General features: G+C 65.0%; 18 protein-coding genes. 5 read left to right on the forward strand and 13 right to left on the reverse strand.

What is annotated here, in order from left to right:
- The first annotated feature begins 22 nt into the window (after positions 1–22).
- Positions 23–898: a DMT family transporter gene (locus BLV04_RS06375; protein ID WP_093029218.1), complete on the forward strand. Its 876-nt coding sequence runs from the start codon at positions 23–25 to the stop codon at positions 896–898.
- On the opposite strand, the gene BLV04_RS06380 is transcribed toward BLV04_RS06375, so the two are convergent.
- Positions 885–2,474: a bifunctional aminoglycoside phosphotransferase/ATP-binding protein gene (locus tag BLV04_RS06380; protein WP_175534514.1), complete on the reverse strand. Its 1,590-nt coding sequence runs from the start codon at positions 2,472–2,474 to the stop codon at positions 885–887. The genes BLV04_RS06375 and BLV04_RS06380 overlap by 14 nt on opposite strands.
- A 130-nt stretch (positions 2,475–2,604) precedes the next feature.
- On the opposite strand from BLV04_RS06380, the gene BLV04_RS06385 reads away from it, so the two are divergent.
- Entirely contained in the window at positions 2,605–2,805 is a 201-nt protein-coding gene (locus BLV04_RS06385) for a YgaP family membrane protein (protein WP_093029220.1), read from the forward strand.
- 196 nt (positions 2,806–3,001) lie between these two features.
- Here BLV04_RS06385 and rimO read toward each other — a convergent pair whose 3' ends face one another.
- From rimO to BLV04_RS06405, 4 genes are all read right to left on the reverse strand, one after another.
- Positions 3,002–4,327, reverse strand: a complete 1,326-nt coding sequence (rimO, locus tag BLV04_RS06390; RefSeq protein ID WP_175534515.1) for a 30S ribosomal protein S12 methylthiotransferase RimO — start codon at positions 4,325–4,327, stop codon at positions 3,002–3,004.
- Between the two features lie 234 nt (positions 4,328–4,561).
- On the reverse strand, positions 4,562–5,341 hold the full coding sequence (locus BLV04_RS06395; protein WP_093029222.1) for a VOC family protein: 780 nt from the start codon (positions 5,339–5,341) through the stop codon (positions 4,562–4,564).
- A gap of 57 nt (positions 5,342–5,398) precedes the next feature.
- The gene (locus BLV04_RS06400; RefSeq protein WP_093029224.1) at positions 5,399–6,010 is read right to left on the reverse strand and encodes a hypothetical protein; all 612 of its coding nucleotides are present in this window, start codon (positions 6,008–6,010) and stop codon (positions 5,399–5,401) included.
- Between the two features lie 33 nt (positions 6,011–6,043).
- Positions 6,044–7,507 (reverse strand): hypothetical protein, encoded by a 1,464-nt coding sequence (locus BLV04_RS06405; RefSeq protein WP_139191867.1) that lies wholly within the window; start codon positions 7,505–7,507, stop codon positions 6,044–6,046.
- Positions 7,508–7,808: 301 nt separating this feature from the next.
- Here BLV04_RS06405 and BLV04_RS06410 point away from each other — a divergent pair, with 301 nt between their 5' ends.
- From BLV04_RS06410 to BLV04_RS06420, 3 genes are all read left to right on the forward strand, one after another.
- Positions 7,809–8,411 (forward strand): DUF938 domain-containing protein, encoded by a 603-nt coding sequence (locus tag BLV04_RS06410; RefSeq protein WP_093029228.1) that lies wholly within the window; start codon positions 7,809–7,811, stop codon positions 8,409–8,411.
- Positions 8,412–8,429: 18 nt separating this feature from the next.
- Positions 8,430–8,984 carry a DUF427 domain-containing protein gene (locus BLV04_RS06415; RefSeq protein WP_093029230.1) on the forward strand — a complete coding sequence of 185 codons (555 nt, stop codon included), beginning with the start codon at positions 8,430–8,432 and terminating at the stop codon, positions 8,982–8,984.
- Positions 8,985–9,191: 207 nt separating this feature from the next.
- The gene (locus BLV04_RS06420; protein WP_093029232.1) at positions 9,192–9,674 is read left to right on the forward strand and encodes a YbaK/EbsC family protein; all 483 of its coding nucleotides are present in this window, start codon (positions 9,192–9,194) and stop codon (positions 9,672–9,674) included.
- Positions 9,675–9,724: 50 nt separating this feature from the next.
- Here the strand turns inward: BLV04_RS06420 and BLV04_RS06425 are convergent, their stop codons facing one another.
- The 8 genes from BLV04_RS06425 to BLV04_RS06460 all read right to left on the reverse strand — a co-directional run bounded on the left by BLV04_RS06425 (position 9,725) and on the right by BLV04_RS06460 (position 16,484).
- Complete coding sequence (locus BLV04_RS06425) at positions 9,725–10,738, reverse strand: phosphoglycerate mutase (RefSeq protein WP_093029234.1); 1,014 nt, start codon at positions 10,736–10,738, stop codon at positions 9,725–9,727.
- 69 nt (positions 10,739–10,807) lie between these two features.
- Entirely contained in the window at positions 10,808–12,097 is a 1,290-nt protein-coding gene (locus BLV04_RS06430) for an APC family permease (protein ID WP_093029236.1), read from the reverse strand.
- Positions 12,098–12,151: 54 nt separating this feature from the next.
- Entirely contained in the window at positions 12,152–12,613 is a 462-nt protein-coding gene (locus BLV04_RS06435; protein WP_093029238.1) for an RES family NAD+ phosphorylase, read from the reverse strand.
- Positions 12,613–13,101, reverse strand: a complete 489-nt coding sequence (locus BLV04_RS06440) for an Xre family toxin-antitoxin system antitoxin (RefSeq protein ID WP_093029239.1) — start codon at positions 13,099–13,101, stop codon at positions 12,613–12,615. The genes BLV04_RS06435 and BLV04_RS06440 overlap by 1 nt, the downstream gene beginning before the upstream one ends.
- A 517-nt stretch (positions 13,102–13,618) precedes the next feature.
- Positions 13,619–13,888: an Lrp/AsnC family transcriptional regulator gene (locus BLV04_RS06445; RefSeq protein WP_093029241.1), complete on the reverse strand. Its 270-nt coding sequence runs from the start codon at positions 13,886–13,888 to the stop codon at positions 13,619–13,621.
- 146 nt (positions 13,889–14,034) lie between these two features.
- Complete coding sequence (gene rluB / locus BLV04_RS06450) at positions 14,035–14,943, reverse strand: 23S rRNA pseudouridine(2605) synthase RluB (RefSeq protein ID WP_093029243.1); 909 nt, start codon at positions 14,941–14,943, stop codon at positions 14,035–14,037.
- 76 nt (positions 14,944–15,019) lie between these two features.
- Positions 15,020–15,619 carry an SMC-Scp complex subunit ScpB gene (scpB, locus tag BLV04_RS06455; protein WP_371828633.1) on the reverse strand — a complete coding sequence of 200 codons (600 nt, stop codon included), beginning with the start codon at positions 15,617–15,619 and terminating at the stop codon, positions 15,020–15,022.
- Positions 15,612–16,484 carry a segregation and condensation protein A gene (locus BLV04_RS06460; protein ID WP_371828634.1) on the reverse strand — a complete coding sequence of 291 codons (873 nt, stop codon included), beginning with the start codon at positions 16,482–16,484 and terminating at the stop codon, positions 15,612–15,614. Before BLV04_RS06460 ends, scpB begins: the two co-directional genes overlap by 8 nt.
- Positions 16,485–16,619 lie beyond the last annotated feature (135 nt).

Here is a 16,619-nt window from a genome sequence, read left to right on the forward strand (position 1 = left end):
GGCGGGCCTCGCGCGCGGCGCCATGGACTGGGTCAGCCTCTCTTTGCTCTGCGCCTTCTCCCTGGCGAGTGCAGACGCCGCAACCAAGGCATGGCTGCAAGGCTTCTCGGCCCGCGAGCTGGTCGTCGTGCGCTTCGGCGTCGTCGGGCTCCTCATGACACCGCTGCTGGTCGGCATGCCGCCGGTACTGGATCTGCCACCGGCCTTTTGGGCGTGGATCGCCGCCCTGATCCCGCTCGAGATCGCCGCGATGCTGCTCTACATGGCGGCGATCCGCGACCATCCGCTCTCGCTCACCCTGCCCTACCTGGCCTTTACCCCGGTGTTCGTCGTCGCGGTGGCTTGGGTGCTGCTCGGCGAAGAGGTCAGTCCGCTCGGTGCGGCGGGTGTGGGGTTGGTGGTGGCAGGCGCCTGGCTGCTCAACAGCCGACACGCCGAACGAGGTGACTGGAGAAGCTGGACACGTCCCTTCGCGGCCATCGTCGAGGAGCCCGGCTCGCGGATGATGCTCGCGGTGGCCGCTATCTATGCCGTGACCGCGACCCTGGGCAAAGGGGCCATGCGCCACATGGACCCGGAGTTTTTCGGGGCCTTCTACTTTGCACTGCTGGGCGCGGCCGTTTGTCTGCTGATCCTGTTGCCGCGGCCTCGGATTCTGCTCAAGCTGGCGGGCCGACCCGGACCGGTGCTGCTCGTCGGTGTCCTGACGGGGCTGATGGTCTACACGCACTTCCTTGCCGTGCAACAGGTCGAGGTGGCCTACATGATCGCGGTCAAACGCACCAGCCTGCTCTTCGGCATCCTCTACGGCGTCCTGATCTTCCGCGAGACCGGACTCTCGACCCGTCTGCCGGGAGGTGTGCTGATGCTCGCCGGCGTGGTACTCATTGCTCGGTAGACGCGTGCACCGAGCCGAAGGCCGACTCGATCCGTGCGAGCACCTCAGCCAATGGAGGGGTTCGGCTGGTATCGATGAAGACCGCGCGGGCACGTTCCTCGGAAGCCAATGGTTCACAGGCCGCATGCTGGCGGCTCAAGACCTGAAGATTCGCATCCGAGGCGTCGTCGCCTGCGCCGAGACGAAAGATGATGCGTTCCTGCAGCACCTCCAAGGGAGCATCCAGGGCCAGGATCACGGCCTGCACACCACGTCGTCGCGCCAAATCCCAGAAGCGTGCGCGCCGCGCGCCGGTGATAAAAGTCGCATCCACCAGTACGTCGTAACCATAGCCGAGGATCGCCTCCGCCAGACGCAACAGCCGGGCATAAGTCCATTCGGTCGCGGTCGGAAAATAGATCCCGGCGTCGAGCGAGGCCCGGGTGGAGACGGCCTCGGAGATGCCGAAGAGTCGCTTGCGCTCGATATCGGAGCGCAGGTGAATCAGCGGCAGCGCCTCGCGGAGCTGGCGCCCCAAACAGCTTTTTCCGGACCCCGAGAAGCCGCACGCAATCAGCAGACGGGGCGGGCGGGTGCGGGCCGTGTAGGACTCGGCAAGCTCCAGATAACGGATGTAGGTGCTTCGATCGCGTGACTCTTGTACTGAATCCGGATCGGCCTGCCCGAGACGGATCGCCATGACCTTGGCCCGGACGAGCGCGCGATACACCTTGTAGAGATCCAGCATGGCCAGCAGCTCGAAGTCGCCGCAGCACTCGAGATAGCAGTTCAGGAAACGCCGCGCCAACGGCGCTGCACCCGACTCATCCAGATCCATGATCAGGAACGCGATCTCGCTCGCCGTATCGATCCAACGCAGGAAGGGATTGAACTCGATCGCGTCGAAGATGCGGATCTCACCGTCGACCAAGGCGATGTTGCCGCGATGCATGTCGCCGTGACACTCGCGGACATAGCCGTTGCGGCGCCGACGCTCGATCATGGGGATGAGGACCTGCCAACGCGCACGCGTCCAGGCTTCGAGACGATCCAGGCATTCACACGGATCCGGCAGCAGGGCGCGGGAGCGAATCTGCGCCAGATTCTCGACCATGGGGGCAAGTACAGCTTCCGGTGTCCCGAACGGGCTTTCGGTGTCGGCGACGGGGATCCGGGTATGAAACGCCGCGACCTCTTCGGCCAAACGATCGATCACCTCGCCGGACAGCGCCTGACGGTCGAGCAGGGCCTCTTGCGGGAAACGATGCATCTGCACGGCATACTCCTGCACCGGACCGGACCCGCACATACGCGGCGCGCTTGGCGTGCCGGTAACGCCGACCACACCGATATAGAGATCCGGCGCCAGGCGCCGATTCAGCCGCAGCTCTTCTTCGCAACAGCGGCGGCGACGTTCCAGTGTCGAGAAATCGAGGAAACCCAGGTCGATCGGCTTCTTGAGCTTGTAGGCGAATGCGCCGGCGAGGAACACATGCGAGATGTGCGTCTCGATGTGCTCGACCGCATCGACTGGATGCGGATAGGCATCCGGCCGCATCAGGGCTTCGAGCAAGCGCGGAAAGGCGTCGACGTCCACGGGGCAGCTACCCTCATCCGCTCGGCAAAAACCTTACGTCAATCGACCTTGAACCGAGTATAAGCGTTCTTTAATATCCCACAGGATATTCGTCCTTCCCAACCCGCAATCCCAACCTTTGGAGATATTCATGTCGATCGAGCGCATCGTGTTTGCCGTAGCCGGCGCCTTCATCCTGATTTCGCTCCTGCTTGCGCACTACGTCAGCCCCTACTGGATGTGGTTCACGGCCTTCGTCGGCCTGAACCTCCTGCAGTCCGCCTTCACCGGATTCTGCCCCTTGGCCGTGATCCTGAAGAAGATGGGCAAGAAGGCCGGCCCCGCGTTCTGAGGCCCACTGAACCGCGTCCGGAGCGATCAAAATCGCTTCGTCCTTTGCCTTAACCTCGTGCCACACGACAGCCTCGGCGAGACGCGGTTCAGAAAAATAAAATATTTTAATCACTTAAATCGCGTCGGCACCGGCTGCGCCTGCACTCGAGGATCCCGCCCCAGACTCCGAGGCCGCATGTCGGACCGGACGCGATTTAATCGGTCACCGGCTGCGCCCAGAGATCATGGTCGCCTGCATCCGTGACCTCGACCTCGATGAAATCCCCCGGATCCAACTCCCAGCCGCCGGCGATGATGACCTCGCCGTCGATCTCGGGTGCGTCCGCGTAGCTGCGGGCGATCACCTCGTCCTCCCCGACCTCGTCGACCAGCACTGTCAGCCGCTGACCGATGCGCTCGGCGAGCTTCGCCCGGCTGATCTCGGCCTGCACGGCCATGAAGCGCTCAACCCGCTCGTGTTTGACCGGCTCCGGGACAGGATCGGGCAGCGCGTTGGCGGTCGCACCCTCGACCGGCGAATAGGGGAAACAGCCGACGCGGTCGAGCCGAGCGGCACGCAGGAAGTCGAGCAGCTCCTCGAACTCCGTCTCGGTTTCGCCCGGAAAACCGACGATGAAGGTGCTGCGCATGACCAGCTCCGGGCACTGCTCGCGCCAGCGCGAGAGCCGGTCGAGCACCTTCTCGGTCGCCGCCGGACGGCGCATCGCCCGCAGAATCGGCTCGCTCCCGTGCTGCAGCGGCATGTCGAGATACGGCAGGATCAGCCCCTCCGCCATCAGCGGGATCAGCTCGTCCACATGCGGATAGGGATAGACATAGTGCAGTCGGACCCAGGCCGGCAGCTCGCCGAGTGCGCGCGCCAGGTTGACCGTATCGGTCTTGAGCGGCCGGCCCTTCCAGAAATCCGGCCGGTAGCGCAGGTCCAGCCCGTAGGCGCTGGTGTCCTGCGAGATGATCAGAAGCTCGCGTACCCCCGACTCCACCAGCCGCTCGGCTTCTGCGAGCACCTCGCCGATCGGGCGGCTCGCCAGATCGCCGCGCAGGCTCGGGATGATGCAGAAGCTGCACCGATGGTTACAGCCCTCCGAGATCTTGAGATAGGCAAAGTGCCGCGGCGTGAGCTTCACCCCCTGCGGCGGCACCAGGCTGACGAAGGGATCATGCGGCGCCGGCAGTTGCGCATGCACCGCAGCCATTACCTCGTCGAGTGCATGCGGACCCGTCACCGCGAGGACCTCCGGATGGGCCTTGCGGACGATCTCGGCACGCGCACCCAGGCAACCCGTCACGATGACGCGACCGTTGGCGTGCAACGCCTCGCCGATCGCGTCGAGCGACTCCTCGACCGCATCGTCGATAAAGCCGCAGGTGTTGACGATGACGAGATCGGCATCCTCGTAGCTCGGCGGGATGCCGTAGCCCTCCGCACGCAGCTGCGTGAGGATCCGCTCGGAATCCACCGTCGCCTTGGGACAGCCGAGGCTGATGAATCCGATCTTGGGGGTTTGCGTCATCGACATAGGGTCAACCGGGATCTAAACCGCGCCAAGCGCGATATGCGATGTTTTTGGATGGGATCGGCCCCGGCAGACTTGACGGCCGTTGGAGCCGGCGCGGTTTAAGATATTTAAAAGCATATTATCTTAAACCGCGTCTCCGCTAAGGGTCGTGGATGCACCAAACGTCGAGCGCACTCGAACATGAGCATCTCGCTCTGGACGCGGTTTAAAACGTCCAAAGAAAACCGACACGCGTCAAGGATGCCCGAATTGGATGACGGCGAAGATGGCACCCTGCGGATCGCCGAGAAAGGCGAATCGGCCGACATTCTCGACCTCCTTCGGATCCATGACGATGCTGCCGCCGAGGCGTTTGGTTGTCGCCAAGGCACGATCGCAGTCCTCGACGCCGAAATAGATCGACCAGTTCGGCGGCATCGAGCCCCATTCGGCGTCGAGCTCGATCATGCCGCCGACCTCCTTGCCGTCGAGCTCGAACAGCGTGTAACGCCCGTCCAACAAGCTCTTGCTGGTGCGTGCGGTCCAGCCGAAGAGGTCTTCGTAGAAGCGCGAGGCGGCCTTGGTGTTGCGGGTCTGCAGCTCGCTCCAGCTGCGTGCGCCGTAGGTGTTGTCCAGCTCGGCGCCGAACAGCGAGCCCGGCTCCCAGAGTCCGAGCACGGCGCCGGTGGGATCCTGAATGAAGGCCATGCGCCCGAGCTGCATCACATCGACCGCAGGCATCACCAAGCGTCCGCCCAGCTCGACGGCCTGCTCCGCGCTCGCCTGAACGTCCATCACTCGGACATAGCTCGCCCAGTAGGGAAAGGCGCCTTGCTCGGGCGCCATCTCGTAGAGTGCTGCGGCTCGCTTGCCGTCGCGTTTCAGGATGCTGTAAGGCACCTCGTAGTCGGTCGGGAGATCCTCGGAGGTCCAGCCGAAGATCTCGCCGTAAAAGGTCTTCGCGGCCTCGGGGGCATTGGTCGCCAGATCGACCCAGCAGAAGGTCCCGGGTGGATAGCTTGTCATCTCGGCCATGGAGCCTTCCTCGGTTCGGATCCTTGATTCGGATCGTTAAGGTTGAATGCTGCGGGATCAGTCGACATCCGAATCGGCACGCCGGCCTTTACGACCCGTCAAACGGCGCGGCGGCGGGTCGCCGTCCATCATCATGAGCATGCGCTCCTCCTCGGCGAGACGCTTGGCGGCGAGATGCTTCTCCTGTCGCACCCGGGCGGTGTAGCCGAGCGCAGCACCTCCGGCCGTCGTCAGGGTCAGCAGCCCGAGGGTGACGAACTGAGCCAGCATCATGGCCACGCCGAGACCCACGGCACCGCCGACGACGACGCCGGTCTTGAGGTTGGCACCCATCGAGCCGCGATGCCGGACCTTGGCCTGGAGGACCGCGTTGTCGCGTCCGACCTTCGCACGAATCTGCTCGGCCTTGACGCGGATCTTCTCGCGTTCCTTGGAGAAACGCTCGCTGACCCGCGAGACGGTGCGATGGCGATCAGCCGCAACGATGGTATTGAACCAAAAGGCGACCAGCGTGCCGATCGAGCCGCCCAACAACAGAAAGAGCGGCCAAGTCGTTTGCCAGTCGGTACTCAAGGCGGTGTAGACCAAGAGCCCCGTGACACCCTGGAGCAGAAAGATCCCGATCAGGAAACGAACCAAGCTGCCCACACCGGTTGGAATGATATTCATCGTCTTCGTCTGCACTCCCTGGCGTCGAGCGCGTCAGGCACTCGGCGGCTCGTTCTTCAAGAGGGCCGCAACGCCGAGCATCAAACGACCGATCGCCGCTCCTGCTCCGGCTCCGGATTCGCCCGGCCCCCCCAGCATAAAAAACCATACCGGCTCTGCGGTCGCCACCGTCCCCGCATTGCCGGATTGTGGCCCGCGCACGCCGCGGAGTCGATCGCGGATCGCCGCCAGACTCTCCGGGCGGCCGGCGAGCTCGGGGCCGATACCGCGATCGAAGGCATCGACGACACCGTACAGGTGCTCGATTTCGAGGCCGGAGAGATCCGCGACGAGTCTGTAAGCGCCGGCTCCGCCGGACAGGAGATCCGGCTCGAGGGCAGCAACGAGGAAGGGACCGGAGCCCTTTTGCAGAGGCGCCGCGATGTCCGCCTCGCCCTGCCCGCGCAGATCCTCGATCAACTGCTTGCGCATGCGATCCGAGAGATCCGCGGCGACCTGGTTGAACAAGGGCATCCCGCCGAGCTCTGCATCGACCGGGATGAGAAAGACGTGGGCGTCGGGGCGCGGCGCGGCCTCGGCATCGCCGCCGGACGCTGCGTAGGTCTCGACGAGTCGAAACAGCTCGCGGTGACGCGCCTGATCCGGCTGCGCAAGACGCTCGACGTTCGGGCCGACCATGATGAAGGTGTAGACGCCGAAACCAGGCACCGCACGTCGGTACAGACGATCGATGCCGTTTGAGGTCTCGATGCGCACCGCCGACCCCTCCGACGGGAAATAGGCCATCGCGTGGTCGCGCGCGAGACGCGTCGGACCGCTGCCCGAGCCGTTCAACTCAAGATTCCGCGTGAGCCCGTCGGCCGCCGCCGTCTCGATCGCGCGTCGCGCCCGAGGTGCGCTCAGTGCGCGCGCCCTCTCCGCGACGGGGGTCAGGACCTGCTCGCCCCCCTTTGCGACCATCTCGCGTACGATGTCCGTCGGCGGCGCGCAGTTGCCGAGGATCAGTGCCTCGGTGCCTTCGGCCGGATCGATCACGGACGAATAGAGACTCGCCACCAAGGCATCGAGCCCGTCCCGGATCGAGATCGACATGGATCGTGCAGACAGACACTCGGCCGCCACCTCGGCCCGCAGAATCTCGGGATCCTGGCTGAAAAGCACTGGCGGCGCGCCGGGATCGTTGAACAGGACGCCCCCGGACGGACGCGCCTCCGCCGGAGACGAACCCTCCGGAAGTACGTCGGAAGGCCGCGCGTCGTCCGCAAGGGTCTCGTCCACGCCCTGCCATCGCGGAGGTTCCGCCGCACGCACGACACTTGGAGCCGGCTCGGACTCGGCGCCGACCGGGAGATCCGGACGAACACCCGCACAACCGGCGACCGAGACGGCGAGCCCGAGCAGCCAACCCGCAGCGACGACGCCTACTCGCCCGCCCGCGCGAAAACGGCGAGGTCGCCGCACGGGTCCGGCAAGGATGTGGTGCAAAGGTGTCTCCACGATGTAACCGTCTCCCGGTATCGCGTCAGTAGAAGTCGATTCGGTGCCGACCTGCGCACCGGCGGCGCCCTTTTCGGAGGTCTGCGTTGCGCAGTCGGCGCGGTACCCAGCATAACGGATCGCGCGGACCGATCCGATGCCATTTCGTCCCGTTGCGTCGCGAAGCCGGTTGTCGATCGACCCGCGTGCCCCGACGTCCGGGATGACGCAATGGGCGACACCGCGTCCAACATGGCCCGAACATGCGAGCATCGGGATCCCGATCGATCCCCGACCCGAGTCATCCCCAACGGCGAAGACCATGTATCCGATCGATAAACCCTACTCGGAAGCCTGCGAAGAAAACAAGCGGCCGATTCTCGACGTGATCGGCCCGCTCTTTCAAGAGGCCCGTTGCCTCCTCGAGATCGGAAGCGGCACCGGTCAACACGCGGTCTTCTTCGCTGCCGCCCTGCCCCATCTGGTGTGGCAAACCAGCGACTGCGCGCACTATCTCCCCGGAATCCGTGCCTGGCTGGACGATGCCGCCCTGCCCAATCTACCGCCCGTGCGCGTGCTCGACGTCACCGGCAGCTGGCCCGACGAACGGTTCGATGCCGTGTTCAGCGCCAACACTGCCCACATCATGTCCGAGGCGCAGGTCGAGGCCATGTTCGAAGGGGTCGGCCGCGTCCTGGTCGACGGTGGTTGCTTCGTCCTTTACGGCCCCTTCAACATCGGCGGTCGCTACACCAGCGAGAGCAATGCACGCTTCGACGCCATGCTGCGCTCGCGTGACCCCGCGATGGGCATCCGGGATCTCGACCTCCTCGTCCGGATGGCCCGCGACAACGGCATGGAGTTGATCGCGGATCACCCGATGCCGGTGAACAACCGTACCCTGGTGTGGCAGAGTATCTCCTGAGGACAGCCCGTACCCGAGATGCCGAAAGACGACCCCCGAATTGCCCGCGCCCGCGCCGCCTGGCGCTTTCGCGGGCAGACACGACCCGACTTCGCCGTCGAGCCCGGTCCCAGGCAGGAGTCGGTGTGGGACTACCCTCGCCCGCCCGTGATCCTCCCGGAACCGCGCCCCGTCAGGGTCCTCGCCGGAACTCTGACCCTGGCCGAGTCGCACCGTGCGGTTCGAGTCTGCGAGACCGGAAGCCCGCCGACACTCTATGTCCCGCCGCAAGACGTCGCGATGCACCTCCTGACGGTCTCGCCGATGCGCAGCTTCTGCGAGTGGAAAGGTCAGGCACGCTATTTCCGGCTTGAGGATTCCGCCACACCAGCGACCGACGTCGCCTGGTGCTATCCGGAACCGCTCGCGGGCTTCGAGCACTCTGCCGGCTGGATCTGTTTCTATCCCGGACGCGTCGCCTGTTTTCTCGGCGGAGAGCGCGTTCGTGCACAGCCCGGCGGCTATTACGGCGGCTGGATCACCGCCGATATCGTGGGCCCCTTCAAAGGCGAGCCCGGGACATCCCACTGGTAATGGTAACGGCCTCGCGACATTCGGGATCCCGTCATAACAAGCCTGTAGAGGCGACTTAAGTCGCCCCTACACATCGGCAGAAGCCTTCTCGGAAGTCACCGAAGCTTCTGAACTAATATCCTGATCCGCGTCGACGCCGAGAGGCTTGGTACGCTCGACAGACTGGGCTACCTTAGAGAGCGATATTCACTCTGAACGCGGTTCGGCATGAAAGGCTCGAAAGCTCCCGTCACGCAAGCCATCCGCGCGCTGCGCGCCGCCAAGGTGGCCTTCGAAGACCACCCCTATACCTACATCGACGGGGGCGGAACGGCGCAGTTCGCGCGTGAGCATGGTGTCGACGAGTATCTGGTCGTCAAAACCCTGATCATGGAGGACGAGCGGGGCAACCCCATGATCGTCCTGATGCACGGCGACCGGCAGGTCTCCACCCAAGCGCTGGCGCGAACGATCGGCGTCAAGCGCATCCAGCCCTGCGCGCCCGCGATCGCGGACAAGCATTCGGGCTATCAGGTCGGCGGCACTTCACCCTTCGGCACACGTCGCGCTATGCCGGTCTACTGCGAAAGCGGGATCGCCGCGCTGCCGCGGATCTACATCAACGGGGGCAAGCGCGGCTACATCATCTCGCTCGCGACCGCCGATGCACTCGCTCTGCTCAAACCCACACTCGTCGCGATGGCAACCTGAACGCCTTTGCGTTCTTTGCGTTCTTTGCGGTTCAACAGCTGGGTCCGGTCTCAAGCGCGCCGCACCAGGCTCTGTATCGATCCGGCGCGACGCCAAAAGCGCCGAGCCGTCGATCGCGTCAGCCGATAAGCACTGCCAGCGCAGGGGTCGAGCAGGAGCTCGTCGAGACCTCCGCCTTTGAGCTGCGCTTCGAGCACGGCGATCGTCGCATCCAATGCGACCAACGCCGTCGACCAAGCCGCGAGATCCCGCTCCAGGAGCGCCGCACCGAGCCGGTTCCAGAGCACGAGATGGCGGCGTCCGGGAAGCGAATCCTGCGGCGACCATCCCTCCAGCGCGCGATGCGCAACGCTGCACCAGCACGCCAGACCCGCGGACAGCGGATCATCCCCGACCACCGCGTCCGGCGGTTCGCCAGAGCGCTCCGGCAGCCTACCGCCGCCCCAGGTCCAGATGCCATTGATCGCCGGACGCCGGGCCTGCTCGCGGAGACGGTTGACCTCGCTCCCGTAGAAGAGCATCTGGACCTCGTTCATCAGGCCGCGCCAGCGCCGGGCATCCGCACCGCTGGGGACATCGAGCGGGACAGGCCCGTCCATCACACGCTCGAGCGGCTCCGTGCGCAGGACCAAGTCCCGATCCGATCGCAGATACCAGCGGCTCGGGTGCGGCGCCGTCAGCCTCAGCCCATCGACGGCGAAATGGCTGTTGAAGAGCGCGACCAGGGCATCCGCCTCCGCCCGATCGGGCGCGACACTGGCGCCCGCGAAAAGCAGTAGACGGTCGCGATCCGGGCGCAGATGCACCGGATCGGCATGCATCCAATAGCCGTCGCAACGAACGTCCGCTGCCTCGCCCAAGAGACTGATCGAGGCCGTCGGGGTATCGTGTTCGGGGTCGGTCGAGACGCCGAAGTGACTCAGAAGGGCCGTCGCAGCGTCATGGCCGCCGGTCGGGATGGGATCCGCGCGCGCGAGCAGCCGATCGATGGCCGAGGCCTTCGGGAGTGTCTCCGGAGCCGCCGGGATCGGGCCGAGCAGACCGGGGCAGATGAGGGTCAGCATGATGATTCCGGAACAGCGGAGACGGACATGGTTTGGGCTGCGAGGGCGTGAACGGCGATAACGCGTCCCTCAGGGCCGCTCCGAGAGCCTCACCGACACCCAGCCCAGACCAAGCAGAATGGCGGCCAGCAACACCGGGAGCGGCCGCTCCAGCGCGAGGAACAGCAGACTCGCCAGACTGACCAGGATAAACACCAGCGGCGGCAGCGGATACCAGGGCACCCGAAAGGGTCGCGACAGGTCCGGCTCGCGCCGACGCAGACGGATGACACCGGCGACAGTAATGACCGCGAAGAGTGTGAGCGTGAAGCCGGCAAAGCTCAAGACGCCCTCGAACGAGCCGGTCAGGATCATCCCGAGCGCCAGACCCTGTTGCAGCAGCACCGCCCGGGTCGGTGCACCGCGCCGATTGCGGACACTGAGCGATCGGAAGAACGGGAGATCCTCGCCGATACGCTCCAGGACACGCGGTCCGGCGAGCACCATGGCGCTGACGGTCGAGACCAACAAGAGGGTCAGCACCAGGCTCATGAGATACCCGCCGACGGCACCGAAGATGGTCTCGGCGGAGAGCGCACCGACCTCGACGCGACCGACCAAGGCATCATATTCGACGGTGCGCAGGAAGGTCAGATTCAGCAGAAGATACAACAGCGTGACGATCAGCGTGCCGAGCAGCAGTGCGCGCGGGACCGCTCGGTGCGGGTCCTGGACCTCGTCCACCACATAGGCTGCGGCGTTCCATCCCGAGTAGGCATAGGCGACATAGATCAAAGACACGGCAAAGGGCGCACTCCAGACCGCCTCGAGCGTGGTCGCGGAGGGCAAGACCGAGAGGCTGCCCGAGGTCGCCGGCAACGCGAGCCCCACGGCGCAGAACAGCAGGATGACGACGATCTTCAACCAGGTCGCGGCGACCTGCACGCGCCGGCCCAGATCCAGGTCGAAGGCGTGCACGGCGGTGACCATGACCAAGGCCGTCACCGCAATCGCCGTGGGCGGCGCCGGGAGAACGGTCGCGGCATAGTGCCCCATCGCCATCGCCGCCAAGGCCACCGGGGCCGCGAACCCGACCGTCACGGAGACCCAGCCGGCCAACTGACCGAGCAGGGGATGGTAGATGCGCGACAGGAAGTGATACTCGCCGCCCGAGCGCGGCAGGGCAGCGGCCAGCTCCGCATAGGAGAGTGCGCCGCAGAGCGCGATGAGACCGCCGATCAGCCAGAGCAACAGCAAGGCCGCGCCGTCCGGGATGCCGGCCGCTTGGATGCCGAGTGTCGTGAAGACACCCGTGCCGATCATGTTGGCGACCACGATGAGGATCGCGGTGCGCTGGTCGATGAACCGGGGTCTGCTCATAGTGCCGACATCCGAGGTCGTGTCCCGATCGGCATCCCGCCGATCGCAATCGGATCAACGGACAAGACGCGGATCGAAATCGAAGGGTTGCAGGGTCGCCGTCGCGAACACCTCGGCGCACGCCCCATGAGCGGGATTCAACAGCAGGTTGCGTTGCTGCGGGATCAGGACACTCGGAACCGAGAGTGCGAGCGATTGGCCGCCGGTCAACCAAGCGGTACCGATCGCCGCGGTCGAGTCGGGTGCGGGATCCTCTCGCCAGTCCCCGGGCAGGCCTGCGTCATCCAGAATCAGCACCTCGTCATCGGGAAGATCGAGGGTGACCAGACGATACCGATTGAGCACCTCGCTGCGATGCAGATGCACCAACAGCTCCAGAGCCGCCAGCGCGATGCTGTCCGAGGCGTACACCACAGCATGACCCTTGCGGTTCCAGCGTCCGCCGTAGGCTTTCGCGCCCGAGCCGTCCAACGCCGTATCGGCGAATCGTTCCTTGACGAGCCGATAGATCCGCATCAGCTGTAGACGCCGTGCTCCAGACGTCCGATGAGGTCATGCACCTGCGTGGCACCGGCCTCGGTATCCAGGTGCTCGATCGGCGCCGTCCCGCCGAGCGCCTTCGCCGGCTCGCCGAGCCACCCGGACGCGGCGGAGGCGTCGCCCTCGAAGAGATCCAACGCATCGCTGAACGCGGCCGCGATCCGGTAGACACGGTCACTCTCTTCCGGAGACAGGCGCCCGTCTGGGCTGCGCCGACGCCGGGTCAGGGTGGATGGTGCAATCTTGGCGATCCGCAGCAGGGTCTGCTGCGGCCGATCAAGCACCTCGGCGAGCCGCTCGATCACGGCAACCGGAAAACCACGGCGACTCTCCGCAACCAGTCCCGCCCGATCGGTCGGGAGCCCAAGCCGCAGAAATACCGTCGCCCCCCCTCCGGGAGCGATATCGGCGTCGGCGACTCCGGAAAACACCGGAATCCGGAAAACTCTTGCTTGCGATTCCATGACAAACACTCCAAATGCGATATGGCATTTAGAGTACACCCAAATGGAAATAGCGCAACCGGTGACCCTTCCCGGCCTGACGGCCGGCGGGTCGATTACAGCTCTACGATCCCGGCCGAACCATTCAACCTAGATCCGGCAGTTGACCGCTTCGTGCTTCATTCAAGGTCTCGACGGCCTTGACGATCGCGCTAGTCTGACGGCTCACCGGCTGGGTGAAGGCCGCTACGGCCCCTGGAGCACGCCCCGCGCGGCGCCCGACTGCGTTGCAACTCGTTGGCGTAGAACCACTACGCCGCCTCGTCGCGCCTTGCCGGACACCGCGCGGGACGCACTCCAGGGGCCGTTCAACTGCCGGATCTAGGTTCAACACACCCCAAGCCTGATCGACTCGTCGACTGCGGACGACCACCGACCCCGCAACTCCCAAAAAATCACATAAAACGCGCCGCTCCAAGCTCGCAGAGATCGACAACGCCAAACCCATCCAACAAGATCCCATACTCCCAAGCGCGTTTTATACGGAGAACATCGCCTCGAGGTCATGCCGCGAATACGCCTTGAAGGCCAGCAGTGTATTCGTCTTCTCGATCCCCTCGATTTTGAGCAGATGGTTGGTGACCAGCTCGGCAAGATCGTCGTTGTGCACGACTCGCACGATGGCGATTAGATCGTAGTTGCCGCTGACCGAGAAGACCTCGGAGATTGAGGTCATCCCGGCCAGCTCGTCGGCGATGTCGTTGATCCTGTCGCGTGCGACATTGATGAGAACGATTGCAGTGACCATGACTCACTCCTCGCTAAAGATGTCCGAATCCGATCGAGCCCGAGTGCCCTTGAGTAACGGCTCAGAAACAACGAAGCCATTCCGGTTGATTCTCCCCCTCTCCCCAACCCCTCTCCCTCAAGGGGAGAGGGACTAAGATGGATCACTCAGCGATCGCCGCGGGGCCGACCCCACTTGGGACCGCGCGCGAAGGGGGACTCGCCGCTCGGTTGTTTGGACTGCCAAGGTTTTGCCCCGGGGCGGACCTGCCGGCGCTTGGGCACCGGCGGTGTCAGACCGGCCTGCGCCATCAAGGTCTTTTGCTCGTCCTCAGACAGGGGTCGCCAGTTCCCGGTATAGAGGCGCCGGCCGAGTTCGATATTGCCGTAGCGGATGCGGATCAGGCGACTCACCTGACAACCGGCGGCCTCCCAGAGGCGGCGTACCTCGCGGTTGCGGCCCTCGCGCAGGACGACATGAAACCAGCGGTTCGCGCCCGTGCCGCCGCGCTCGGTGACGGCGTCGAACTTAGCGAGCCCGTCTTCCAGCTCGATGCCGGCGGCGAGGCGCTCGAGCGTTCCCTCGGGCACATCCCCGAGGATGCGCACGGCGTACTCGCGCTCGACCTCGCGCGAGGGATGCATAAGCCGGTTGGCCAGCTCGCCGTCGGTGGTGAAGAGGATGAGCCCGGAGGTGTTGATATCGAGCCGACCGACCGCGATCCAGCGGCCCTCCTTGGGTTTGGGCAGACGCCGAAACACCGTCGGACGCTCCTCGGGATCGCGGCGCGTGACCAGCTCGCCTTCGGGCTTGTGGTAGGCGATGACCTGAGGAAGTTTGTCTCGCCGCCCCTTGAGCTTGACGTCTTGCCCGTCGATGCGGATCCGATCCCGGCTGGTCACCCGATCGCCGAGCTTGGCGAGATCGCCATTGACCCGGATCCGCCCCTCGCTGATCCAGCCCTCGATGGTGCGCCGCGAGCCCAGGCCCGCGTCGGCGAGGGCCTTTTGCAGGCGCACGGGCTCCTCGGCGGGAGGCGGCGGCGGGGATGGGGGCAGGCGTCGGTCGGTTTTCATGAAGGTTCTCGGGTTGGAGGATGGGTTTCGCTGTGCTCTACCCATCCTACGACTGGGTGTGGATGCCTCGCGGCGATCATACACCAGCGTCGTCTCGGGGCTTTTCATCCGCGCCGTCCCGGGTCGGCTCCTCGAGCCTCAACTCCTCGTCGATCAGGAAGTCCGGGGCGCGGATCTCGGCGAGGGTCGGCAGCTCGTTGAGCGAGCGCAGACCGAAATAATCCAGGAACTTGCGCGTTGTGGCGAAGAGTGCGGGGCGACCGGGGACGTCGCGATGGCCGACCACGCGGATCCATTCGCGCTCGGTCAGGGTCTTGACGATCTGGGTGCTGACGGCGACCCCGCGGATGTCCTCGATCTCGCCGCGGGTGATCGGCTGGCGGTAGGCAATCAGCGAGAGTGTTTCGAGCAGTGCGCGGGAGTAGCGCGGCGGACGCTCGTCCCAAAGACGTGCGACCCAGGGGGCGATGCTCGCGCGCACCTGCGTGCGCCAACCGCCGGCGACCTCGACGATCTCCAGACCGCGATCGGCATAGTCCTCCTGCAGCGCGGCGATCACCGCGAGCAGCTCCGCACGCGACGGGCGCTCGTCGTCCAGAAACAGCGCCTGGAGCTGATCCAGCGTCAGTGGCCCGCCCGCGGCGACCAGCGCGGCCTCGACAATCTGTTTAAGCAAGTTCCGCCTCGTCGAGGATTTCGCCCGCCGCGGTCTCGCGCAGGCGCACATGGATGGGCGCGAACGGCTCGGCCTGGACCAGCTCCAAGGTCGCCGCCTTGATCAGCTCCAAAAGCGCAAGAAAGCTCACCACGACCCCGGGGCGCCCCTCGGTGACATCGAAGAGATCCGTGAAGGCGAGGAATCCGCCGTCGCTCAGACGCTCGAGCACCCACGACATGCGCTCGCGCAAGGACAAGGACTCGCGCTCGACGCGGTGGCGTGTGAAGAGATCGGCGCGTGCCATGACCTCGCGCATCGCCAGGAGCAGCTCGCGGAAATCGACATCCGGCGGGACGCGCTGAACATGGCCGTGCGGCACCTCGACCCGGACGGAAAAGACATCGCGCTCGAGCCTGGGAAGTCCATCCAGGTCCTGCGCCGCCTGTTTGAACCGCTCGTACTCTTGGAGCCGACGCACCAGCTCGGCGCGCGGGTCCTCGCCCTCCTCCTCCGCCGCCTGCACACGCGGCAAGAGCATTCGGGATTTGATCTCGGCGAGCATCGCGGCCATGACCAGATACTCCGCCGCCAGCTCCAGGCGCAGCTCGGTCATGAGGTCGACATACTCGATGTACTGGGCTGTGATGGCCGCGATCGGGATGTCCAGGATGTCGAGATTCTGTCGCTTGATCAGATAGAGCAACAGATCCAGCGGTCCCTCGAAGGCATCCAGAAAGATCTCGAGCGCATCCGGCGGGATGTAGAGATCCACGGGCAAGGTCAGAAACGGCAGGCCCCGAACCATTGCGAAGGGCGCCGCCTCGAGCGGCATCTCCTGCTGTTGCCCCGGCGGCGGCTGCCGGTCCGCGCCCTCGTCCGCCATACTCAAAACCCTAATATCATTCGATTTTTAAGGTGATTTTCTGGAATGCACATTCCGACTGCGCATGCCGAAAGACCTGAATGGCTTTGTGTGTGCGAATAAATTCGCACCTACACGCCGGTGTTGCCTTTCCCT

The sequence above is a fragment of the Thiocapsa roseopersicina genome (assembly GCF_900106925.1).
GTDB lineage: Bacteria > Pseudomonadota > Gammaproteobacteria > Chromatiales > Chromatiaceae > Thiocapsa > Thiocapsa roseopersicina.